We start from the raw sequence: 20,207 nt of genomic DNA, 5'->3' as shown, positions 1-20,207 counted from the left end.
CCGGATCAGGCTTCGACGGAGGCGGCAGCCGGGGCCTCGGCCACCGGGTTCGCGGCAGCCGCGGCTGCGGGGACGGGCACCGCCGCGGTGGTGGGGACCTCGGCAAGGGTGATCGGGCCGTGCACCCGGTGCCGCCAGCTCGACCACGCCCAGCCGACGAGCAGCACGCCGCCGATGAACAGCAGGGCGCTGTACTGCAGCCACCACGACGTGCCGGTCAGGTCGTAGATCTCCGGCCGGGGCCAGATGAGGTTGATCGCCATGCCGATCTGGAACGCCACGGCCAGGGCGTTGAGCGGGATGCCCCAGCGGCCGAGGGTGAACAGCGGCTTGCCGTCCTCGTCCACCCCGGTCGGCAGGCCCGTGCGGCGGAGCGTGATGCGCTGGACCAGCAGCGGCCCGGTGACCCCGAGGTAGGCCAGGTAGAGCATCGCGATGCACAGGCTCGACAGGGCGGTGAAGATCGCGGACTGCCCGATGTTGACGGCGAGGGCCAGCCCGGCGCCGACCCCGACGACGATCGACGCGGCGATCGGGGTGCCGGTGCGGGGCGAGACCCGGGCGAGGGTGCGGTGGAAGGGCAGCGCCTTCTCGCGGGCCATCGAGTAGACCATCCGGGCGCCGGCGGTCTGCACGGCCAGGGTGCAGGCGAAGACGGCGACTGCGACGGTGCAGAGCAGGAGCCGCCCGAAGACGTCGCCGAGGGTCGAGGTGATCACCCAGGCGAGGCCCTGCGAGGCGAGCTTGCCGTCGGTCAGGCTCGGCGCGGCGACCAGGGCGCCGATGATGAGCAGCCCGCCGCCGAGGCCGGAGACCGTCAGCGCCCGGACGATCGTCTTCGGGGTGGTCCGGCGCGGGTTGTGGGTCTCCTCCGCGAGCTCACCGGCGGAGTCGAAGCCGACCATCACGTACGCGGCCATCAGCGAGGACGCCAGGAAAGCCCACACGTACGGCTCGGTGCTCGTCGAGCCGGCGGTCGTGAACACCACGGAGGCACTGCGGTGCGGCAGCAGGAACAGGGCGCCGATGAGCACGACCACGCCGACGATCTCGATGAGCACGCCGAAGCTCGTCACGCGGGCCATCAGCCGGACGCTCGTGATGTTCACGATCGTGGTCACGGCGAGCATCACCAGCCCGAGGACCACCGCGTTCGCAGCACCGGTCGGCGACGCGACGGACGGGTCGGCGCCCGGACCGCCGACGATCTGGAACCCGTCCCAGATCGCGGGGAGCACGGCCTGCACGGCGATGGCCGCCACCGCGACGGTGAGGATCTGGCCGATGATCATCGTCCAGCCGGTGAACCACCCGAACCGGGCTCCGGCCAGACGGCTCGACCACTGGAAGATCGCGCCCGAGATCGGCCAGCGGGCCGCGAGCTGCGCGAAGTTCAGCGCCACCAGCAGCTGGCCGCCGAAGACGAGCGGCCACGCCCAGAAGAACGCAGCACCGCCCAGCCCGAAGCCGAGTCCGAACAGCTGGAAGACCGTGGTGAGGATCGAGACGAAGGAGAAGCCCGCCGCGAAGGAGGAGAACGAGCCGACCCCGCGGTGGAGCTCCTGCTCGTAGCCGAGGCGGGCGAGCCCCTGCGTGTCGACGTCGGACGTGGCGCGCGGTGCGTGGAGCGGTGCTTGCGGAGAACGCATGACTGCAGACCTTTCGCGGAGTACCTGTCGGGTGACAGGTAGTGCGACAAGTGTCTTGCGGCCCTGTGTCGGCGCCGTTGCCCGTCTGTTTCGAGTGCGTGACGGGAAGCGGCGGCGTGTAAACGTTCCGAGTCGGCGGGCGGTTCAGCCGCCGCGGGGGATCACTCGATGTCGACGTCCCGCTTGCCCCGGCGGACGATGAGCGGGTCCGGCTTGCCGATCACGTCGGCGTCCTTGTCCGGGTAGTCGAACTGCGTCAGGAAGTACCGCATCGCGTTGAGCCGTGCGCGCTTCTTGTCGTTCGACCGCACGATCGTCCACGGCGCGTACCGCTTGCTCGTCCGGGTGAACATCGCCATCTTCGCCTCGGTGTAGTCCTCCCACCGGTCGAGCGACAGCAGGTCGATGTCGGACAGCTTCCACCGCCGCACCGGGTCGAGCTGCCGCATCGCGAACCGGGTCCGCTGCTCGCGCCGGGTCACCGAGAACCAGAACTTCGTCAGGTGGATGCCGGAGTCGACGAGCATCCGCTCGAACTGCGGCACCTGGGTCATGAAGGACTCGTACTCGTCGTCGTCGCAGAACCCCATCACCCGTTCGACGCCGGCACGGTTGTACCAGGAGCGGTCGAACAGGACCATCTCACCGGCGGCCGGCAGGTGCTGCACGTACCGCTGGAAGTACCACTCACCGCGCTCGCGCTCGGTCGGCTTGCTCAGCGCGACCACCCGCGAGGTCCGGGGGTTGAGGTGCTCCGTGAACCGCTTGATCGTGCCGCCCTTGCCCGCGGCGTCACGCCCCTCGAACAGCACGACGACCTTCTGCCCGGTGTCCTCGAGCCAGTACTGGCACTTCAGCAGCTCGATCTGCAGCAGGTACTTCTGGTACTCGTACTCGTCCCGCGGCAGGCGTTCCGAGTACGGGTAGTCGTCCTGCCAGGTCAGCACCGGGTTGCCGTGCGGGTCGATCAGGTCCGGGTCGGCCGTCTGGCCGCCCGCGACGCTGTACCCCTCGGTCCGCAGCTGTTCGATGTACTCCCGCAACGGCTGCGAGTACGGCGCTGTGTCCACGGTGTCCTCCCTCTGCGAGCCGATCGGCTGTCGGCCCCAGAACCATCCTGGCCCGGCCACCCGCACGACCGCCCCACGCCTCGCCCTGGACGCGACCCGACGACGGCCTGGAGGCGCGGTGCGGGCCCGCCCCGTGCCTCCCGACCGCATGTGGCCCTTCACAGGCATGGCGGAGCCATGGCCGGCCGGTCACCCCGTGATGCAGACAGTCCCCGGGTCGGCGGATCGCCGTCCCGGGGACTGGTTGGAACTGCTCGGCGGATCCCGCTGATCCGCCGCGTTCGTCAGGTCAGACGGCCGCGGTCGCCTCATCGCGGTGCGGGAGCTTCCAGCCCGGACGCACGAAGTGGCAGGTGTAGCCGTGCGGGTTCTTCTCGAGGTAGTCCTGGTGCTCGTCCTCGGCCTCCCAGAACGGGCCGGCCGCGGTGACCTCGGTGACGACCTTGCCGGGCCAGATGCCCGACGCGTCGACGTCCGCGATGGTGTCGAGCGCGACCTGCTTCTGCTCGTCGGTCGTGTAGAAGACGGCCGAACGGTAGCTCCGACCGATGTCGTTGCCCTGGCGGTCCTTCGTCGACGGGTCGTGGATCTGGAAGAAGAACTCCAGCAGGTCCCGGTACGAGATCTGGGACGGGTCGAAGACGATCTCGACCGACTCGGCGTGGTCGCCGTGGTTGCGGTACGTCGCGTTCGGCACGTCGCCGCCGGAGTAGCCGACGCGGGTGCTGACGATGCCGGGACGACGACGGAGGAGCTGCTGCGCTCCCCAGAAGCATCCGCCGGCGAGGATGGCGGTCTCGGTGGTGGTCATGGTGGCCTCCTGGGCTCTCGTGTCACTGGCTGCGACACCGTGTGGTGCAACCGGCAACAGGGACGATCTGTTCCCGTCGTCAGGTCCGCTGTGGGGCACGGACCCACCCGGGTGTGCGGTCGGTACGACTCGACCCTACGAGTCCGTGCTCCGTGTCACCCCTGCGCTACGGTCAGGCCACATGAAGCGGTCATCCGTGCACGACGAGGGGCAGCGCCGTCCGCGTGGTTCGTGGGGACTGGGGCTCGCGCTCTGTTCCCTCGTGTTCCTCGAGGTGTTCGCGACGATCGGCTCGCTGCCGGGGATGGTCGCCGCGCAACTGGAGCAGTACACGCCCTGCGCTTCCGACGTGACGTTGCAGTGTTCGTACGCCGTCGGGGAGACCGCGCAGTTCCTCGTACCGCTGGTCGCACTCATCGTCACGATCACGACCTGGGTCATCGGAGCGTCCGGTGTTCCCACGGTGCGGCGACGGGTAGTGACGCCAGCGATCGGCCTCGTGGTCATCGTCCTGACCTTCGTGCTCGGCGTCGTCGCGATCGATCTGTCGATCAGGTGACCGTCGTCAAGCGAACTCGCTGCCACACGCTCCCGAGGACCTGATGCCGTTCACTCCAGGTCGGTTTCGAGACCGGGCCGACTGCGAGGTGGACGGCGTCATCGACGGACACAGGAGCGCTGGTCTCGGTGCCCGATAGCCGATCGGCTACCGTCTCGAAGGGTGTAACGATGACAAATCACCAGGCGATCGCCCGCCGCATCGATGCGCCCGGGGAGTACGCGATCGAGGTCGGAGCCGGGGCCTGGAAGATCCGTGGGCTGCTGCACGCCATTAACCGGAACCCTTCAGCCTATGGCGTCGAACCAGCGTCCTGACGGACGAGTCACCTCCCTATACAACCCGCCATCAATGGCGCGTGCGAGGGCATGGCCGCCCGCTTACGATGAGGTGCCGAACGGCTCCGAACAAACAGGGGGACATGCGATGAGCAAGATCAAGCAGGCACTGGCCGGTATGGGGATGGTCGTGGCGCTGGCGGGAGTGGGTGTCGTTCTGCCCGCTGCTGCGGCTCCTGCGCAGGCGCGTCCACTCGTCTGTCACACGTGGACCGAGACGGTCCACGCGAAGAACTGCGACAAGAAGCGGCAGATCTGCACCGCGTACATTTACCACCGGATCTGCGACTGAACGACAGGCAGCAACCACAGTAGGGGTCGGGCGCCCTCATCGGTCGCGCGACCCCTGCTCGTCAACCAGCGCACGTGCAGTCGTCGTCGTCAGCGCGTCCCGCCCGCAGAACGATGCGGAAACTGCACGGCTGAGGTGCCTATCTAGCCGACACGCGCCCGTGTGCCGTGTCGCGGGGGTGTCAGTGTGCGGCGTCGTACGCGTCGCGGACGGCTTGGCTGATGCGGCCGCGGGAGGAGACCTCGTGGCCGTTCGCGTTGGCCCAGTCGCGGATCTTGGCGAGCTCTTCCGAGTTCCCACGCTTCGGCGCACTGCCAGCAGTAGTGCGGACGGAGCGGCCGTTGGCCTTGCGTGCGGCGGCGATGTAGTCGGAGAACGTTTCGCGGAGCGCGTCGACGTTGTCGTCGGTGAGGTCGATCTCGTAATAGGCGCCATCTGCCCTCGCGCTCCAACCACAGCACGGGCGAGGCGCCGGCATGCCCCCCCCGGGGGGGGGCTGTGCGGAGGACGCCGGTGCGTGGCGTGCGGCCGACGGTTTCAGCCGGCTTTCCCGGTGTTTGCGTGCCCAAAACGCCGCTCTCGTTTAGTTATCTTGGGCTTTTCGGGGCTTATCCGTGGAATCACGACGGTGACTTCCAGTCCGCGCGGGTCGAGATTACGCATTGAAGCAGTGCCTCCGGCGAGCTGGGCTGTGGCTTGGACGATCGCGAGGCCGAGTCCGGATCCTCCGAGTTTCGGCTGGCCGTCAGTCGGTCGCGCTGTACGCGCCTTGTCCGGCCTGGTAAATCGGTCGAACGCCACGGCGATGAAGTCCGGAGGCACACCGGGGCCGTCATCAGTGACCGTCAGCCGGGCGGAGCTGTCTTCCAGCGACCAGGCGACTGTGATCGTCCCAGATTCCGGGAGTGCGTCGATCGCGTTGCTGGCAGTGTTGGTGATGAGTTGACTCATTCCGCGGCGATCCAGTCGGAACACGTGGGGTTCCTGCGTTGCATTTTCTTCCGAGTCGGATCCGTCTTGCGGATCGATGTCGAATTCGATCGTGATGTTTTTTGCGGCTGCGATCATTCGTAGGCGGTCTACTGCTACCAGTACTTCATCGCTGAGCTCTTCCCAACTGGTGAGCGTTCGCGACGTCGAGTCCACGCGTTCGGCTTCGTCCGCTCGGGAGAGGGTAAGGAGGTCGTTCGCGAGTCGCGCGAGTCGCGCGACGTTGTGCTGCGCTTGCTTGACGTGAACTTGGAGTGCGGCGGCGTCGCCCCTGTCGAGTGAAGCGAGTTCCAGTTGCGTGGTGAGTATGGCGAGGGGGGTGCGGAGTTCGTGGCTCGCGTCGGATACCATCTGGCGCTCGCGTGCGGCAGCGTCGCGCGTCCTGCTCAAGAACTCGTTCAAGGTGCGTGCAAGAGCTTGGAGTTCGTCCCGAGCGTCTCCAACGGGAAGGTCGGCGTCGGCTTCTCCGGCGCTGAGTCGTTCTGCTTCGCGACGCATCCTCGAGACGGGCCTGAGCGCGGCGCAGGACAACAGCCATGTCGCGCCGCCGAAACAGGCCAGAACCAGCACGCCGGCGACGACGACGCCGCCGGTCAGCGAGTCGATGACGAGCGCCTCTCCCTGAGCGTCACTTGCGGCGATTACGGTCCAACGCCCCGAGGCGCTTTGCGGATGATCGACGACGACCCGGTACGACGAGCCAGCCTGGATCGCCGTTGAGGAGCCGTCGTCAAATCGCGCGATCTCGGGTAGCTTCCGCAGCAGCGAATGCTGTTCGATTGATGAAAGAACACGCTTGCCGCTCGGATCGAGGACGGCGACAAGCTGCCCGTTTCCTGGCGCACGGAAACTCGGGTCCGCTGAGCGTTCCACTTCCGTCACGTACGGGCTCGCGTCCGCGCGAAGCAATGTGCGGGTTGCGTTCGCGACAACGTTGTCCACCTGAACGCGCATCACCATGACCAGCGCGGCGATGACCAGCGCGGCGACCCCTACGCTCCCGAGCGTCAGGCGCGCGCGCAGCGACAGGTTGCGTAGGCGTCGAATCATTGGCCGCTACTCCATCGTGATTCGCCCAGCTGAGGCGGTGCATTGCGTGTCATGGTCTCACCAAGCAGAACAGATGGGCGCGTGACCGGGCAGCCGGTGTCGCGCCCATCCTAAGAGAACTTAGAGGCGTTGAATTCGCGTGATGGTCACCGGGTGGCTTCCGAAGACGATGAAGCCGTCCGGCGGAAAGCTGTACTGATGTCCCCCGTAGTTGATGTATGCCTCGCGGTCGCCCGCCGCGAAGCGCTTCAATGGGCCCCAGCGGCCGGACAGCGACCCGGTGCCGGTGTAGCCATAAGGCACCGATGAGGTTGTTGTCATGCAGAGGCTGGTTGAAGTGCAGCCGGGTGACGAGAACGACAAAGCATCGGTGTGTACTCGTGAATTGGGCTTGTACGCCGCTGTGACCTTGCCCGTTGCGCCGTCGACCAGCAGGTATACCTGGCCGCCAGACCACTCGACCTGGTGGATCTCCGCTTCCGTCTGCGTGCCGGCCAACGCCTGGAGCTGGGCGTCATACTGGGCGGTGTTTGGTGCGTTGCTCACCGTTGGTGTGGCTTCGAGTCCAGTCGACGCAGAAGCCATTGTGGGAACCGCGATTGCGACGGCGAGCCCGAGTGCTACCCCGAGCGAAGTCAACCGGCGCGACCTCTTGGTGATGTTCATAGTCTTCTCCCCGGGAGGCTGACGTCCGCAGCGCTCCTCGCACAAGCATGGGTGGGAGGTTTTGACAAGCCAAGGCGCGGAACCGCAACGCCTCGGCAGTGGGAGGGATTTGGCAGTTGGTGAACCTGAATCTTAGATCACGTTCAGGAGTAGCCGTTGAGCCTGCAGGGTCGCCGGATCACCTTCCTTCAAGAGACCATCTCTCGGTCTGAGCGCGGAGGGTAAGCGCGACAGGAAGGACGCGTATGAACAGGACACTTTACGAAAGTGAACTATTCGTGCGGCGTGCCGACCTGTGAACGTCATGTCGGGGCGAACGCGAACAGCCGGCCACCCCTCGAGGTGGCCGACTGTACCGCTGGCAGAGTGGCGTCAGTGCGCGGCGTTGTAGGCGTCGCGGACGGCCTGGCTGATGCGGCCGCGGGAGGAGACCTCGTGGCCGTTCGCGTTCGCCCATTCGCGGATCTTCGCGAGCTCTTCCGAGTTGCCACGCTTCGGCGCGCTGCCGGCGCTGGTGCGGCCAGCGCGGCTGGTGACCTTGCGTGCTGCGGCGATGTAGTCGGAGAACGTTTCGCGGAGCGCGTCGGTGTTGTCGTCGGTCAGATCGATTTCGTAGTGGCCGCCATCGAAAGAGAAGGACACGGTGCGGCCCTTGCCGTCTTCGATGGTGTCGCCGGTGAGGTCGTCGACGAGGTGCGTGGTGACTTTCTGCGCCATGGGAGGTCGCCTTTCGCTCGTAGATTCCCTCCACCCTGGCATAGCTGCTCACCGAGGACGCTTCGTTGGTTCCTTCCTGACCAGGGGCGCGTGCCACAGAAACCCCTCCATGTCTCACAGAGGGATCGGCTACCGGACGACGGAGTGGGCGACCACAGCTGTGCTCTCAAACGAAAGGACATTGGAAGGGGCCTCCCGCGCCGCTGCGTCCGTGAAGACAGCCTGCATCCGTTGACGGCCTTCGTCGGTCTGGCTCATGTACGTCTGACCGATCGTTGCGATCCCTGCCGTCACCGCTGCCCAGAGGTCGTCGGGACGGATACGGAAGGTGTACGAGAACAGGCTGCAGTCGACGGTGGTTGCGCCGGCGTTGCAAAACAGCTCGCGGAAGCCGCCGACGTTTCTCGGAAAGTCGTCCTTTGGAGGCAATCGGTGTCCGGCCGGCACCGCGACGTCCGCTGCCCTGATGATCATGTTCCAGAACTGGTTGAGCGCTCCGACCGGTTCGGACGGCCAAATCGTCGCGGCGACGGTTCCACCAGGACGGGTGACTCGAAGGAGCTCACGAGCCGATGTGAGCGGGGTTGGTACGTGGTTGAGGACGAAGTTCGCGGTCGTGACCGCGAACGAGGCGTCGTCGTAGGGCAGTGAGGGCAGCGCCGCAGTTCCGATGTCAACTGCCGGGTAGCGTCTTGCAGCGAACCGCACCATGGATGGTTCCTTGTCGCATGCGGTGACCGCGAATCCGCGTCGGATGAGGGCGTCCACGACGGATCCCGTCCCTGTTCCGACGTCGAGAGCGGGCCCGTCGCCGACGCTCACGTGGTTCCCAAGCAACCCGTCGATGGCCCCTGCGCAGAGTCGCGCGAAAGACCTGTCGTAAGCAGTCGCAGTATCAGACCATCCGTCGAGCATGTCTCGACGCTACCCACACAACCGGTCCCCAAGGAGGGATCGGCCAGCGGGACATCGCGAGCCCGTAACGTTTGACGCCGCGCTCGTACCGTTGAGAAATGGATCTCGATCAAGTTTGGCCCTTGTTCGGGCTGCGCCTCATCACTCCTCGGCTGGAACTGCGGCCCCTGCGCGACGAAGATCTTCCTGGGCTCGTCGACGCGGCCCTGTCCGGTGTCCACGACCCCGCTCGGATGCCGTTCGGGGTCCCGTGGACGGACGCAGAACCGACAACGTTGGCTCGTTCTCTGGCTCAGTACCACTGGAAGCTCCGGTCCGGGGTGAGCCGTGACTCGTGGGGTGTGAGCTTCACCGTGTTCCACCGGGGGACGCCGGTCGGGGTTCAGGAACTGCATGCTCGCCGCTTTGCCGCCCGCAAGACCGTCGAGAGCGGCTCATGGCTTGCCCTCGCGCATCAGGGCCGAGGGCTTGGGACCGAGATGCGGGCGGCGCTGCTGCTGTTCTCGTTCGACCATTTGGGGGCTGAGCGGGCGGAGTCGAGCGCAGTCGCTTGGAACGAGCCATCCCTACGGGTGTCCGCGAAGCTCGGTTACGAGGTCAACGGTGTCACTCGTGCCCAGACTCGCGCCGATGAGGTCGTTGACGAGGTCAGGGTGCGCTTGAGGCGGGAGGACTTCGCTCGGCCGAGCTGGAGCCTGATGACTGAAGGGGTCGAAGCAGCGACCGAGTTCTTGATGTAGTCGAGCAGGCGAGGACACAGCCGCCCGGTAGCCGATCGGCTAACGGTCGGCGGTAAAGGGCGACCAGGCGAGCGACGGGAAGGCCGCTCGAAGTTGACTGATTGATGCGTCCGAGCCTGTCGCATAGGGGAACGGTTCGTACCTAGCAAACCCTGCGTCGACCATGTCGTGTTGCGACAGCCGCACCGCTGACTCGTCGAACGGACCGGCCGTGAACAGCACGTGTTCGCTACCGACCCGCCGAAACAGGGCGACCACTCTCTCGAAAGTCACGGAGTAGAGCCGCTTGTGCCGGTCGCGGTCTGACACGACCCAGATCATCGCTGGCTCAGCGTCCGACTCGGGGTAGAAGTCAAACACGAATGAATGAATGAAGATCGTGACTAGCTCTCTCACCGTCAGCTGAGTCTGCTGCTTTGAGGCCATGTCGTAGTGCTCCCAGAAGGACCACCTGTCGTAGATCTTGGGTACCCGTCCGGTGAGCGGGTGCACGCCGCAAGAGATACGCTCCGCGGGCAGGTTCGAGGACGTCTTCGCTGCTTCGATCAGACGCCGGATCGCGAACATCCCGTTCAACAGGTCGCGCTCGACAAGGAACGACGTCCGCTGAACCCATCGCGTCGAGTTCGCACGCTTCTCGAGTGCCGTCGCGGCCTTCCAGAGATGCTCACGCCACGGCACGGAGTCTGAAATCATGCGCGCAGTCTCTCAGGCGGCCGGCCAGGTGAAGCCCTGCGAGGGGTGTCCAGTAGCCGGTGGTTCACCGCTACACCCCAATTGTCACCTTCGACGCCTTCCGCTGCCTACTGCCGCCTGACCAGGGGTATTGCCGTATACCTGTCCCGCAAAAATGCCCGGTGAAGGGGCGCCAAACGCTACACGCCTCCCCGGATGACGAAGGCCAGGGAACGCGCGCCGGCATCCTTCTCGCCACCGGCATCGCCGTGACGTTCGTGAACGCCCCCGACGACGACCTCGAGCGCGAGGACCGGAACTTCGTAGCCGAGATCACCGTGCGTCCGCACGGCGGCTGAGCCTCGCCCGTGACTCGGCCGTGTACCGACGGGAGGCGCGGGGCCCGCGGGCACCCCGCCGCCCGGCCGGGGGGGGGGCGCGTCAGCTCGCGGTGTCCTCGAGCGCGTCGAGCGCGGCCACGTCCTCAGCGGCGAGCACGAAGTCGACGTCGGCGTTCTCGGCGATGCGCGACGGGGTGGTGGACTTCGGCAGGGGCAGGACGTCCTTCTCGAGCAGGTAGCGGATCGCGACCTGGGCGACGGTCTTGTCGTACTTCGCCGCGATCTCGGCGATCTGCTGGTTCTCGAGCAGGCCTCCGGTGGCGAGCGGGGAGTATCCCTCGGTCAGGATGTCGTGCTCGCGGTCGAAGGCGGTCGTCTCGTCCTGGGTGTTGCCGATGAACCAGCGGATCTGGTTGGCGTGCGGGACGACGTCCGTGCGGCCGAGCAGGTCCTCGAGGTCGGCGACGGCGAAGTTCGAGACACCGATGCTCTTGGTGCGGCCGGCGTCGTAGAGCTCCTCGAAGACCTTCCAGACCTCGACGTTGCCGTCGCGGTGGTCGGAGCCCATGTCGCTCCAGGGCCACGGCGCGTGGATCAGGTACAGGTCGACGTGTCCGAGGTCGAGGTTGTTGCTCGACTCCTCGAAGGCGTCGCGGGCGCCCGAGGCCGTCTTGATCTCGGCCGGCAGCTTCGTGGTGATGAAGAGTTCGTCGCGGGGGATGCCGCTGTCGCGGACGGCCTCGCCGACGCTCGCCTCGTTGCCGTACGCCAGGGCGGTGTCGATGTGGCGGTAGCCGAGCTCGAGGGCGGTCTTCGTAGCGTCGTACGCGTCGGAGCCGGACGGGATCTGCCAGGTGCCGAAACCGATCTTCGGGATGTGCAGACCGTTGGACAGGGTGAACGTGTCGATGAGTGCGGGCATGCAGCGGACAGTACGCCGGTCGGGTTCAGCCACGGTCACGGTGCGGAACGCGGGTGTCCTCGGGTTTGCGCGCACTCGGGGAGGAAGTGCCGGTACTCCTCCTTGCGGGCAGCGGTGCTCACTGCGCCGTCGAAGTCGGTCTCCGGAACAACCCCGACCGCGACGTCCCCGTGGCCAATCCCATCGCAGACGGCGACGATGACGCCGTCCGCTCCGTCGGCCTGAGACAGTGTCGCTGGGCGATGGAGCACCTGTGGAGACAGGTCGTACCAGACGAACGCGTCACCGTCCGGGACGAGGGCACCGGCTTCGGTGACCGTCATCCCGACCGTGACGTCCGCGCGGGCCGGGTGACCTGCTGTGGAACATCCCGCCAGCAGCAAGGCGGCGACGGCAATGCTGGTCACTCTGATGCTCAGGCGCAGGGCGAACATCGGTCAGCGGTACCGGATGATGTCGCACGTCACGCGTGCACTGCCCGGGTTGAAGGCGTACAACCAGCCGGAACGACCGGTGACGTAGTCCTTCCCAGCGCCGGTCATGTGCTTCTCGATCTTGTACTTGTAGCGGTTCCCGACCGGGTAGGCGACGAGCATCCTTCCCTTGGGGACACGCTGCCTGCTGCAGGTCACCGAGACGCTCTGTGTGCGGGAAGCGCTGAAGTCGAGCTTGCCCGCGGCCCACTTCCTCGTCGCACCGAACTCCAGACCGATCGTTCGTGTTGCTGCGCGGCCCTTCGTGAGGCCGCAGTTCATCGAGGACGTGCGGGACCCGCAGGATGCGAGGATCTGCGAACCGGTGTGGTGGGACTTCTTCGACTTGTTGACCACCTTGTTGTAGTACCCCCACGCGGCTCGAGGCTCGCGCGGTTGCGTCGCTTCGGCTGCGGTGCCGCTGGCGAGCAACAGAGAGATGGTGGCGGCAGCTACGAGGGCGCTCTTGACGGAAGTCTTCATGAACGTCGAGCCTGGCGGAGAACCAAAGAAATATGTAGAACATCAAACTTCGATGCGAAGTCGTTACCTGGCCTCCGACGCCAGCAAGGGCGTTCCGGGTTGCATGGCGCGCACCTCGAACGGACGGAAGGACGCCCGCATGCCCCTGAACCCCACCGTGCACGACCGGAAGACCGGTGTCACCCCACACGGAGAGCCCGGCGGCTTCGAGCTCGCCCTGCTCGACCGCGGTGCCGCCGTGCTGCAGACCTCGGCACCGCTGCGGGGCTTCGACGTCTACGTGGTCGGGTTCCACTGCGTGAAGGGCGAGCCCGACGTGCAGATGGAGGCGCACCACTTCTGCAAGGTGGTGAACGCCGAGATGCTGCAGTGCGTGCTCTTCGACGCGGACGACGGGCGCTCCTGACGGCAGCCGACGCTTGAATAGGCATACCTTTCAAGCCCCCGGCAGGTCGGTTGCGGACCACACGGCGGACGGGAGGCCCGTGGCAGTGTCGCCACGGGCCTCCCGTCCGGTGTGTGCTGCGGTTCAGCGCGCGGTGCGCGTGCCGATCCGCGGCAGGACGAAACCGAGCACGATCATCGCGACGGCGAGGAAGGCGTGCAGCACGTTGTCTGCGCTGTTCAGCGGCACGAAGTTCGCGCCACCGGTCATGCCCGCGGTGAAGAGCCCGTAGACGAAGAGCACCGCGTAGACGATGCCGCCGGCGACGAGGTACAGGCGCGCTGAGGCTGCACGGCGGGCGGCGAGCAGCCCGACGATGCCGAAGAGCAGGTGCACGATGTTGTGCAGGACGGACACCTGGAACAGGCCCAGGAGCAGGGCCATGGAGCCGTGGCCGGCCACGGACATCGAGCCCATGTCCATGGTGAGTCCGGGGATGAACCCGGCGATGCCGACGATCAGGAAGACGACACCGAAGACGAACGCGCCCCGCTGGGTCCACGTCGAGCCGGAGCCGGTGCGTGCGGTTGCTGCGCTGCTGGTCATGATCAGCCCTCTTTTCTGTACGCGCCGCAGTGTGCGGCACACATGACATTCGGAGCGCTTCTACGGTCGGTTTGCAGGTCAGGGGTGCGAAAGGCTGCGATGGCCGATTCACGCACCGGCAGCGCCCGCGATCTGCCCTCGATCCTCTCGGGAAGTGCCCGGTGCGCGTGCAGGAAAGCCCGCCAAGATGAAGTCGGCCAAGTGGCCAAGTCGTTCGACCCGAGGAGTCACCATGGAGACCGTCGTCCGAGCAGCAGGACCCGCCGAACTCGAAGCGGCCGCAGCGGTCCTGGCCGAGGCCTTCGCCGACGACCCGGTGCTCGCCGAGTTCCGACCGCCCCGATCCGGCGAGGACCGTCCCGCCGTGCTGGCCCGCCTCTTCGCGGCCCTCATCCGCTCGGTGCCGACGACCGGTCGTCGGGTGGACGTCGCCACGATCGGTGAGCGGGTGGTCGGCGCCGCCTTCTGGCAGGCGCCCGGTCGGCAGCCCGGTGGCGTCCGGGCCTTCGTGCGGCAGGTGCCGGCGTTCCTCCGGGCCCTGGGGCTCGGCGGGGCGCTCCGTGCGCTGGCCCACCTGCGCCGCATGGAGCGCGCCCGCCCGGTCACACCGCACTGGTACCTCACCGAGATCGGGGTGTCGGCGTCAGCACGGGGTCGGGGCATCGGCGGACTGCTGCTCGGCCACGCACTCGAGCGCGCGGACCGGACGTCGGAAGGCGCGTACCTAGAGTCCTCCACCCCGGTGAACCGTCGGCTGTACCGACGGCACGGGTTCGCGGACGGCGCGCCGATCGCGGGGTTCCGCGCGGCGACCCCGATCAGCATGTGGCGTCCGGCCGCCGGCTGACCCGACCCCGGGGGACACCGACCCTGTACCGGCGTGCACGAGCGCTGCCTACCGTCCACGGCACACCACGACGAGAGGAAACACCATGGCAAGTGGAGTCGCAGCAGTCTGGGTCCCGGTCAGCGACATGGAGCGCGCCGTCGCGTTCTACCGCGACACGCTCGGTCTCACCGTCAAGGACCAGTCCGACGACTGGAGCGAGATCGACGCCGGTGGTCTGATGATCGGCCTGAACGGACGCGAGTCCGCCAGCCAGGCGAGCGACGGCGGCGCCGTCGTGTCGTTCCAGCCGGACGGCAGCATCGAGGACGAGGTCGCCTCGCTCAAGGAGCGCGGCGCGGACATCCAGGGTGAGATCAGCGAGCACCCGTGGGGCAAGATCATCCCCTTCAAGGACAGCGAGGGCAACGACCTGCAGCTCTACTCGCCGCCGCAGGGCTGACCCAGCCGGGTGCGGAACGCACCCACGGACGGACGGGAGGCCCGTGGCGACGCCGCCACGGGCCTCCCGTCCGTCCGCGGCCGGCTACGCGGACCCGCGCCAGACGACCTCCGTCGGCAACAGCAGACCGCGTGGGCCGTCGTCGGTGCCGCCGATCTGCTCGAGGACCTGGTGTGCCGCCTGCTCGCCGAGCAGGCGCGCCGGCTGCCGCACCGTCGACAGCTGCGGGTCGCACCGCAGCGCCCAGGCGCTGTCGTCGAACCCGACCACACCGACGTCCGACGGCACGCTCCGGCCGCTGCGCTGCAGGACGTCCATGGCGCCTGCGGCGACGGCGTCCGACGCGGCGAACACCCCGTCGATGTCCGGGGCCCGCTCGAGCAGCTCGCGCATGCCCTCGGCGCCGGCGGTGTAGCTGAACAGGGGGTTCCGGGCGACGAGGTCGGGGTCGAAGCGCTCGCCGAGGGCCGCGGTGAACCCCGCCAGGCGGTCCTGGCCGGAGTCGCGGTCGAGCCCGGAGGCGAGCATCCCGATCCGTCGTCGGCCGGTGTCGACCAGCCGTCGGGTGATCTGCTCGGCGGCGTCGCGGTTGTCGATGCCGATGTACGAGATGTTCGCGGCGTCGGACGGGTGTCCGACGAAGCACGCGGGCATGCCGATCTCCTCGATCGCGCCGGTGATCGGGTCGCCGTCGCGGGCGGACAGCACGATGGCGCCGTCGACGAAGCCGCCGCGCAGGTACTCGACCACGCGCTCGCTGTCGCGGGCGGAGTCGACCATGATCGTGACGAGCTGCTGGTCGGCGTCGGACAGCACGGCGTTCGTGCCGATCAGGATGTTGCCGATGTTGGGGTCGTCGAGCACCACGACCGAGGGTTCGTGCACGATGAGCGCGATCGCCCCGGAACGCCGGGTGACCAAGCTGCGGGCGGCGGCACTGCGCACGTAGCCGACACGTCGGACGGCGTCCTGCACGGCCTCGCGCGCCTTCGGTGACACGTACGGCTCGTCGTTGAGCACCCGTGAGACGGTGCCGCGGGACATCCCCGCTTCGTCCGCGACGTCCTGGATCGTGGCGCGCTGACGAGCGGATCGGACCTCGGACATGGGGCAACCATATCCGCCGCTGAGGAGCCCTCGGAACGCCTCGCAGTTGACAGGGTGCAGCCGCTGGTGTTTGATCTGGGAGCGCTCCCAGAAACCTCCGGCCCTGATCCCCGGTGCGGCCTGGGAGCGCTCCCAGAACACTGGGTGGCCTTCGCCGTCGAAGGGGTCGCACGCGGCCGAGGCGGCGGGTCGCCCCGATCAGCGAGGATCCCCGTGACGACCACCACCCTGCCGACGACCGCCACCGGCGCGCTCGGACTCGGCTCGACGGGCCTCGCGTTCGGGTGCGACTACAACCCCGAGCAGTGGGACCCCGAGGTGTGGGCCGAGGACGTCCGGCTCATGCGCGAGGCCGGCGTGAACCTCGTCGCGATCAACGTCTTCGGCTGGTCGCACGTCGAACCCCGGCAGGGTGAGTACGACTTCGCCGCGCTCGACACCGTCATCGAACTGCTGCACGGCGCGGGCATCGGGGTCGACCTGGGCACCGGCACCGCCTCGACGCCGCCGTGGCTCACCACCCGCCACCCCGAGGTCCTGCCCGTCGTCGCCGACGGCACGACCCGCTGGCCCGGTGGCCGCCAGGCGTTCTGCCCGAGCTCCCCGGTCTACCGCGAGCACGCCCTCGCCCTGGTCCGCGCCACCGCCGAGCGCTACGGCGACCACCCCGCCGTGCGGCTCTGGCACGTGTCGAACGAGCTCGGCTGCCACAACGCGCACTGCTACTGCGACGTCTCCGCCCACGCGTTCCGCGGCTGGCTGCAGGCCCGGTACGGCACGGTCGACGCGCTGAACGCCGCCTGGGGCACCTCGTTCTGGAGCCAGCGCTACTCGGCGTGGGAGCAGGTGCTGCCGCCCCGCGCGACGCTGTCGTTCACGAACCCGGCGCAGACCATCGACTTCGACCGGTTCTCGTCCGACGAGCTCCTCGGCCACCACCGCGCCGAGGCCGCCGTCCTGCGCGAGCTGAGCGACAAGCCCGTCACGACGAACTTCATGGTCGCCGCGCACATCACGGCGCTCGACTACTGGTCGTGGGCCGGCGACATGGACGTCATCGCGAACGACCACTACCTGGACCACCGCCTGCCCCGGCCGCACGTCGAGCTCGCCTTCGCCGCCGACACCACCCGTGGCCTGGCCGGCGGCGCCCCCTGGCTGCTCATGGAGCACTCGACGGGTGCCGTGAACTGGCAGCCGCACAACGTCGCGAAGGCCCCGGGGGAGATGCTCCGGAACACCGCGGCGCACATCGCCCGCGGCGCCGACGGGGTCTGCTTCTTCCAGTGGCGCGCGTCCGTGCAGGGCAGCGAGAAGTTCCACTCCGCGCTGCTGCCGCACGCCGGCACCGAGTCGGGGACCTGGCGCGACGTGGTCGCGCTCGGCGCCCTGGTCGAGCGGCTCGGCGAGCTGCGCGGCTCACGCGTGGTCGCCGACGTGGCGCTCGTGTTCAGCTGGGAGAACCAGTGGGCGGCCGACCTGGAGGCCCACCCCAGCACCGCGCTCCGCTACCTGGAGCAGGTCCACGCCTTCCACGCCGCGCTCTGGGACCTCGGCGTGACCGTCGACGTCGTCGCCCCCGGGGCACCGCTCGACGGGTACGCGCTCGTCGTCGTCCCCGAGCTGTACCTGGTGCGCGACGAGCACGCGGCCGTCATCGCCGACCACGTCGCCGGCGGCGGGCACGCGATCGTCAGCTGCTTCAGCGGCATCGTCGACGAGCGCGACCGGGTCCGCACCGGCGGCTACCCGGGCGCCTTCCGCGACCTGCTCGGCGTGCGGGTGGACGAGTTCCTCCCGCTCGCCGCCGACGCCACGATCGCGCTGTCCGACGGCACGACCGGCAGCGTCTGGTCGGAGCCGGTCGAGCTGCGCGGTGCGACGAGCGTCGTCGACTACGCCGAGGGCTCGCTCGCCGGCCGCCCGGCCGTCACCCGCAACGAGCACGGCGCCGGGACCGCCTGGTACACGTCCACGGTGCTCGACGCCGGCGCGCTGGGCGGCTTCGTCCACCGCGTCCTCGACGAGGCCGGGGTGCGCGCCGACCCCGCCGTCCGCCCCGGACTCGAGGTCGTGCGTCGCCGGGACGACACCCACGAGTGGGTCTTCCTGCTGAACCACTCCGACCGCACCGTCGAGCACCACGAGGTCGGCCACGAGCTCGTCGCCGACCGCCCGGTCACCGGCACCACCGCCATCGCCCCCGGCGGGACCCAGATCATCCGCACCGACAGGAACCGCTCATGACCACCACCGCACAGTCGCCCAGCGCGACCCGACGACGCCGGGGCGGCGGGTTCCGCTACCGCCGCGCGATCGCGATCTTCGTCCTGCCGTTCGCCGTCCTGTTCACGGCGTTCTACCTGGTCCCCATCCTCTACGCCGTGTGGGAGTCGCTGCAGAAGATCGAGCGGCAGGGCACGTTCGGCGCCCCGACGCAGGTCTTCGGCGGCCTGAGCCAGTACGCCCTGGTGTTCCAGGACGGCGAGTTCTGGAGCTCGGTGCTCCGCGTGCTGCTGTTCGGTGTCGTGCAGGTGCCGGTGATGCTCGGGCTCGCGCTCCTGTTCGCCCTGCTGCTCGACTCCCCGCTGCTGCGCGGCAAGCGGTTCTTCCGCCTGGCGTTCTTCGCGCCGTACGCGGTGCCCGGCGTCATCGCCGCGATCATGTGGGGCTACCTCTACGCCCCCGACCTGTCGCCGTTCTCCGCGGTGACGTCGCGGGTCGACCTGCTCGGCGGCAGCACCGTGCTGTGGGCGGTCGCCAACGTCGTGACCTGGGTCTACGTCGGCTACAACATGCTCATCATCTACTCGTCGCTCCTCGCGATCCCCGCCGAGGTGTACGAGGCGGCGAAGCTCGACGGTGCGTCCCAGCTCCGGATCGCCCTGTCGATCAAGATCCCGCTCGTGGTGCCGGCGATCGTCCTCACCGCGGTGTTCTCCGTCATCGGCACCCTGCAGCTGCTGACCGAGCCGACCGTGTTCCGCCAGTTCACCTCGACCATCTCGTCGACGTTCACGCCGAACATGCTCGTCTACTCGACGTCCTCGGTGCCGAACTTCAACCTCGCCGCGGCGTTCTCGGTCGTCCTCGCCGTCGCCACGTTCGTCCTGTCGATCGGGTTCCTCCGACTGACCCAGCGGAAGGCCGCCCAGTGACCGTCAACGCCCCGTCCCAAGGTGACCTCGTCCGCGACGTCGGCCGACCGCTCGAGCCGAACCGGGCCTCCCGTCCGCGCCAGCGCGGAGCGCGCGGTCCCCGTGAGAGCGTCATCTCGCGCAGCGCCGCGATGATCGTGATGGGGGTCTTCACCCTCTACTTCCTGCTGCCGATCTTCTGGCTGCTGGTCTCGTCCACCAAGACCGCCGCGAACTTCAACTCGACGTTCTCGCTGTGGTTCAGCGCCACCTCGGTGCAGGACTTCTTCGGCAACCTCGTCGAGCTGTTCACGCGGCAGGACGGCATCTACCTGCGCTGGCTGCTGAACAGCATCGCCTACGCCGGGGTCGCCGGCCTGCTCGGCACCGTGCTCTCCGCGATGTGCGGGTACGCCCTGGCGAAGTACCGGTTCCGTGGCCGCGAGGTCCTGTTCAACGTGTTCCTCGGCGGCGTGCTCGTGCCGGCGACCGCCCTGGCCCTGCCGCTGTTCCTCATCTTCAGCCAGGTCGACCTGACCGACACGTTCTGGTCGGTGTTCCTGCCGAGCATCGTCAGCCCGTTCGGCGTCTACCTGTCACGGTTGTTCGCGGCGTCGAGCGTGCCCGACGAGATCATCGAGGCCGCCCGCATCGACGGTTCCGGCGAGGTCCGCACGTTCTTCACCGTGGCCGTGCGGCTCATGTCGCCCGCGCTCGTGACGATCTTCCTGTTCCAGTTCGTCGCCGTGTGGAACAACTTCTTCCTGCCGCTCGTGATGCTCCGCGACTCGTCGCTGTTCCCCGTCACCCTCGGCCTCTACACGTGGAACTCGAGCGTGAACCAGTACCCGGACCTGCGCACCCTCGTGCTCATCGGGTCGTTCGTCTCGATCATCCCGCTGCTCGTCGCCTTCCTGAGCCTGCAGCGCTTCTGGCGCTCCGGCCTGGGCTCCGGCGGCCTGAAGTAGCCCCTCGACCCGCACCCCTTCCCG

Annotated in this window: 24 protein-coding genes; 10 read left to right on the top strand and 14 right to left on the bottom strand. The window is 68.0% G+C overall.

Features of this window, described 5'->3' with window-relative positions:
• Nucleotides 1–5 precede the first annotated feature (5 nt).
• The 3 genes from ITJ50_RS02330 to msrA all read right to left on the bottom strand — a co-directional run bounded on the left by ITJ50_RS02330 (nucleotide 6) and on the right by msrA (nucleotide 3,530).
• On the bottom strand, nucleotides 6–1,649 hold the full coding sequence (locus ITJ50_RS02330; protein WP_140449150.1) for an APC family permease: 1,644 nt from the start codon (nucleotides 1,647–1,649) through the stop codon (nucleotides 6–8).
• Between the two features lie 161 nt (nucleotides 1,650–1,810).
• The gene (gene ppk2 / locus ITJ50_RS02325; RefSeq protein ID WP_017887624.1) at nucleotides 1,811–2,719 is read right to left on the bottom strand and encodes a polyphosphate kinase 2; all 909 of its coding nucleotides are present in this window, start codon (nucleotides 2,717–2,719) and stop codon (nucleotides 1,811–1,813) included.
• Between the two features lie 289 nt (nucleotides 2,720–3,008).
• Nucleotides 3,009–3,530: a peptide-methionine (S)-S-oxide reductase MsrA gene (msrA, locus tag ITJ50_RS02320; protein WP_017887623.1), complete on the bottom strand. Its 522-nt coding sequence runs from the start codon at nucleotides 3,528–3,530 to the stop codon at nucleotides 3,009–3,011.
• A gap of 181 nt (nucleotides 3,531–3,711) precedes the next feature.
• Here msrA and ITJ50_RS02315 point away from each other — a divergent pair, with 181 nt between their 5' ends.
• Nucleotides 3,712–4,089 carry a hypothetical protein gene (locus tag ITJ50_RS02315; RefSeq protein ID WP_042536973.1) on the top strand — a complete coding sequence of 126 codons (378 nt, stop codon included), beginning with the start codon at nucleotides 3,712–3,714 and terminating at the stop codon, nucleotides 4,087–4,089.
• Nucleotides 4,090–4,515: 426 nt separating this feature from the next.
• Complete coding sequence (locus ITJ50_RS02310; protein WP_194589841.1) at nucleotides 4,516–4,719, top strand: hypothetical protein; 204 nt, start codon at nucleotides 4,516–4,518, stop codon at nucleotides 4,717–4,719.
• 181 nt (nucleotides 4,720–4,900) lie between these two features.
• Here ITJ50_RS02310 and ITJ50_RS02305 read toward each other — a convergent pair whose 3' ends face one another.
• From ITJ50_RS02305 to ITJ50_RS02285, 5 genes are all read right to left on the bottom strand, one after another.
• Nucleotides 4,901–5,197 carry a histone-like nucleoid-structuring protein Lsr2 gene (locus tag ITJ50_RS02305; protein ID WP_017887621.1) on the bottom strand — a complete coding sequence of 99 codons (297 nt, stop codon included), beginning with the start codon at nucleotides 5,195–5,197 and terminating at the stop codon, nucleotides 4,901–4,903.
• A gap of 59 nt (nucleotides 5,198–5,256) precedes the next feature.
• Complete coding sequence (locus ITJ50_RS02300; protein ID WP_017887620.1) at nucleotides 5,257–6,759, bottom strand: sensor histidine kinase; 1,503 nt, start codon at nucleotides 6,757–6,759, stop codon at nucleotides 5,257–5,259.
• Nucleotides 6,760–6,879: 120 nt separating this feature from the next.
• The gene (locus ITJ50_RS02295) at nucleotides 6,880–7,425 is read right to left on the bottom strand and encodes a hypothetical protein (RefSeq protein WP_140449153.1); all 546 of its coding nucleotides are present in this window, start codon (nucleotides 7,423–7,425) and stop codon (nucleotides 6,880–6,882) included.
• A gap of 372 nt (nucleotides 7,426–7,797) precedes the next feature.
• Complete coding sequence (locus ITJ50_RS02290; protein ID WP_017887618.1) at nucleotides 7,798–8,142, bottom strand: histone-like nucleoid-structuring protein Lsr2; 345 nt, start codon at nucleotides 8,140–8,142, stop codon at nucleotides 7,798–7,800.
• Nucleotides 8,143–8,271: 129 nt separating this feature from the next.
• Nucleotides 8,272–9,057 carry a class I SAM-dependent methyltransferase gene (locus ITJ50_RS02285; RefSeq protein ID WP_194589840.1) on the bottom strand — a complete coding sequence of 262 codons (786 nt, stop codon included), beginning with the start codon at nucleotides 9,055–9,057 and terminating at the stop codon, nucleotides 8,272–8,274.
• Nucleotides 9,058–9,155: 98 nt separating this feature from the next.
• Here ITJ50_RS02285 and ITJ50_RS02280 point away from each other — a divergent pair, with 98 nt between their 5' ends.
• Nucleotides 9,156–9,797, top strand: coding sequence for a GNAT family N-acetyltransferase (locus tag ITJ50_RS02280; RefSeq protein WP_194589839.1), 642 nt, complete (start codon nucleotides 9,156–9,158; stop codon nucleotides 9,795–9,797).
• A 39-nt stretch (nucleotides 9,798–9,836) separates the two neighbouring features.
• On the opposite strand, the gene ITJ50_RS02275 is transcribed toward ITJ50_RS02280, so the two are convergent.
• Nucleotides 9,837–10,493, bottom strand: a complete 657-nt coding sequence (locus tag ITJ50_RS02275; RefSeq protein WP_194589838.1) for a hypothetical protein — start codon at nucleotides 10,491–10,493, stop codon at nucleotides 9,837–9,839.
• 161 nt (nucleotides 10,494–10,654) lie between these two features.
• On the opposite strand from ITJ50_RS02275, the gene ITJ50_RS02270 reads away from it, so the two are divergent.
• Nucleotides 10,655–10,831 carry a hypothetical protein gene (locus tag ITJ50_RS02270; protein ID WP_194589837.1) on the top strand — a complete coding sequence of 59 codons (177 nt, stop codon included), beginning with the start codon at nucleotides 10,655–10,657 and terminating at the stop codon, nucleotides 10,829–10,831.
• A gap of 82 nt (nucleotides 10,832–10,913) precedes the next feature.
• On the opposite strand, the gene ITJ50_RS02265 is transcribed toward ITJ50_RS02270, so the two are convergent.
• The 3 genes from ITJ50_RS02265 to ITJ50_RS02255 are packed head-to-tail and all read right to left on the bottom strand — an operon-like array spanning nucleotide 10,914 to nucleotide 12,691.
• On the bottom strand, nucleotides 10,914–11,735 hold the full coding sequence (locus tag ITJ50_RS02265; protein ID WP_194589836.1) for an aldo/keto reductase: 822 nt from the start codon (nucleotides 11,733–11,735) through the stop codon (nucleotides 10,914–10,916).
• A gap of 35 nt (nucleotides 11,736–11,770) precedes the next feature.
• Nucleotides 11,771–12,169: a hypothetical protein gene (locus ITJ50_RS02260; protein ID WP_194589835.1), complete on the bottom strand. Its 399-nt coding sequence runs from the start codon at nucleotides 12,167–12,169 to the stop codon at nucleotides 11,771–11,773.
• Between the two features lie 3 nt (nucleotides 12,170–12,172).
• A complete protein-coding gene (locus tag ITJ50_RS02255; RefSeq protein WP_194589834.1) occupies nucleotides 12,173–12,691 on the bottom strand; it encodes a hypothetical protein in 519 nt (172 codons plus the stop codon).
• Between the two features lie 139 nt (nucleotides 12,692–12,830).
• On the opposite strand from ITJ50_RS02255, the gene ITJ50_RS02250 reads away from it, so the two are divergent.
• On the top strand, nucleotides 12,831–13,097 hold the full coding sequence (locus ITJ50_RS02250) for a DUF1264 domain-containing protein (RefSeq protein ID WP_194589833.1): 267 nt from the start codon (nucleotides 12,831–12,833) through the stop codon (nucleotides 13,095–13,097).
• A 123-nt stretch (nucleotides 13,098–13,220) separates the two neighbouring features.
• Here ITJ50_RS02250 and ITJ50_RS02245 read toward each other — a convergent pair whose 3' ends face one another.
• Nucleotides 13,221–13,682, bottom strand: coding sequence for a DUF4383 domain-containing protein (locus tag ITJ50_RS02245; RefSeq protein ID WP_140449167.1), 462 nt, complete (start codon nucleotides 13,680–13,682; stop codon nucleotides 13,221–13,223).
• 232 nt (nucleotides 13,683–13,914) lie between these two features.
• Between ITJ50_RS02245 and ITJ50_RS02240 the strand changes: the two genes are divergently transcribed.
• Nucleotides 13,915–14,529 carry a GNAT family N-acetyltransferase gene (locus tag ITJ50_RS02240; protein WP_194589832.1) on the top strand — a complete coding sequence of 205 codons (615 nt, stop codon included), beginning with the start codon at nucleotides 13,915–13,917 and terminating at the stop codon, nucleotides 14,527–14,529.
• An 85-nt stretch (nucleotides 14,530–14,614) separates the two neighbouring features.
• The gene (locus ITJ50_RS02235; RefSeq protein WP_031260007.1) at nucleotides 14,615–14,971 is read left to right on the top strand and encodes a VOC family protein; all 357 of its coding nucleotides are present in this window, start codon (nucleotides 14,615–14,617) and stop codon (nucleotides 14,969–14,971) included.
• A gap of 84 nt (nucleotides 14,972–15,055) precedes the next feature.
• Here the strand turns inward: ITJ50_RS02235 and ITJ50_RS02230 are convergent, their stop codons facing one another.
• Complete coding sequence (locus tag ITJ50_RS02230) at nucleotides 15,056–16,078, bottom strand: LacI family DNA-binding transcriptional regulator (RefSeq protein WP_017887608.1); 1,023 nt, start codon at nucleotides 16,076–16,078, stop codon at nucleotides 15,056–15,058.
• A gap of 213 nt (nucleotides 16,079–16,291) precedes the next feature.
• On the opposite strand from ITJ50_RS02230, the gene ITJ50_RS02225 reads away from it, so the two are divergent.
• From ITJ50_RS02225 to ITJ50_RS02215, 3 genes are read left to right on the top strand one after another with little or no spacing between them, the layout of a single operon-like run.
• On the top strand, nucleotides 16,292–18,325 hold the full coding sequence (locus tag ITJ50_RS02225; protein WP_194589831.1) for a beta-galactosidase: 2,034 nt from the start codon (nucleotides 16,292–16,294) through the stop codon (nucleotides 18,323–18,325).
• Nucleotides 18,322–19,236, top strand: coding sequence for a carbohydrate ABC transporter permease (locus ITJ50_RS02220; protein WP_017887606.1), 915 nt, complete (start codon nucleotides 18,322–18,324; stop codon nucleotides 19,234–19,236). Before ITJ50_RS02225 ends, ITJ50_RS02220 begins: the two co-directional genes overlap by 4 nt.
• Complete coding sequence (locus tag ITJ50_RS02215; protein WP_323749873.1) at nucleotides 19,233–20,183, top strand: carbohydrate ABC transporter permease; 951 nt, start codon at nucleotides 19,233–19,235, stop codon at nucleotides 20,181–20,183. Before ITJ50_RS02220 ends, ITJ50_RS02215 begins: the two co-directional genes overlap by 4 nt.
• Nucleotides 20,184–20,207 lie beyond the last annotated feature (24 nt).

Source organism: Curtobacterium sp. VKM Ac-2889 (genome assembly GCF_015350855.1).
Lineage (GTDB): Bacteria > Actinomycetota > Actinomycetes > Actinomycetales > Microbacteriaceae > Curtobacterium > Curtobacterium poinsettiae.
The sequence above is the reverse complement of the archived record's forward strand: the minus strand, read 5'-3'. Positions and strand labels throughout refer to the sequence as shown.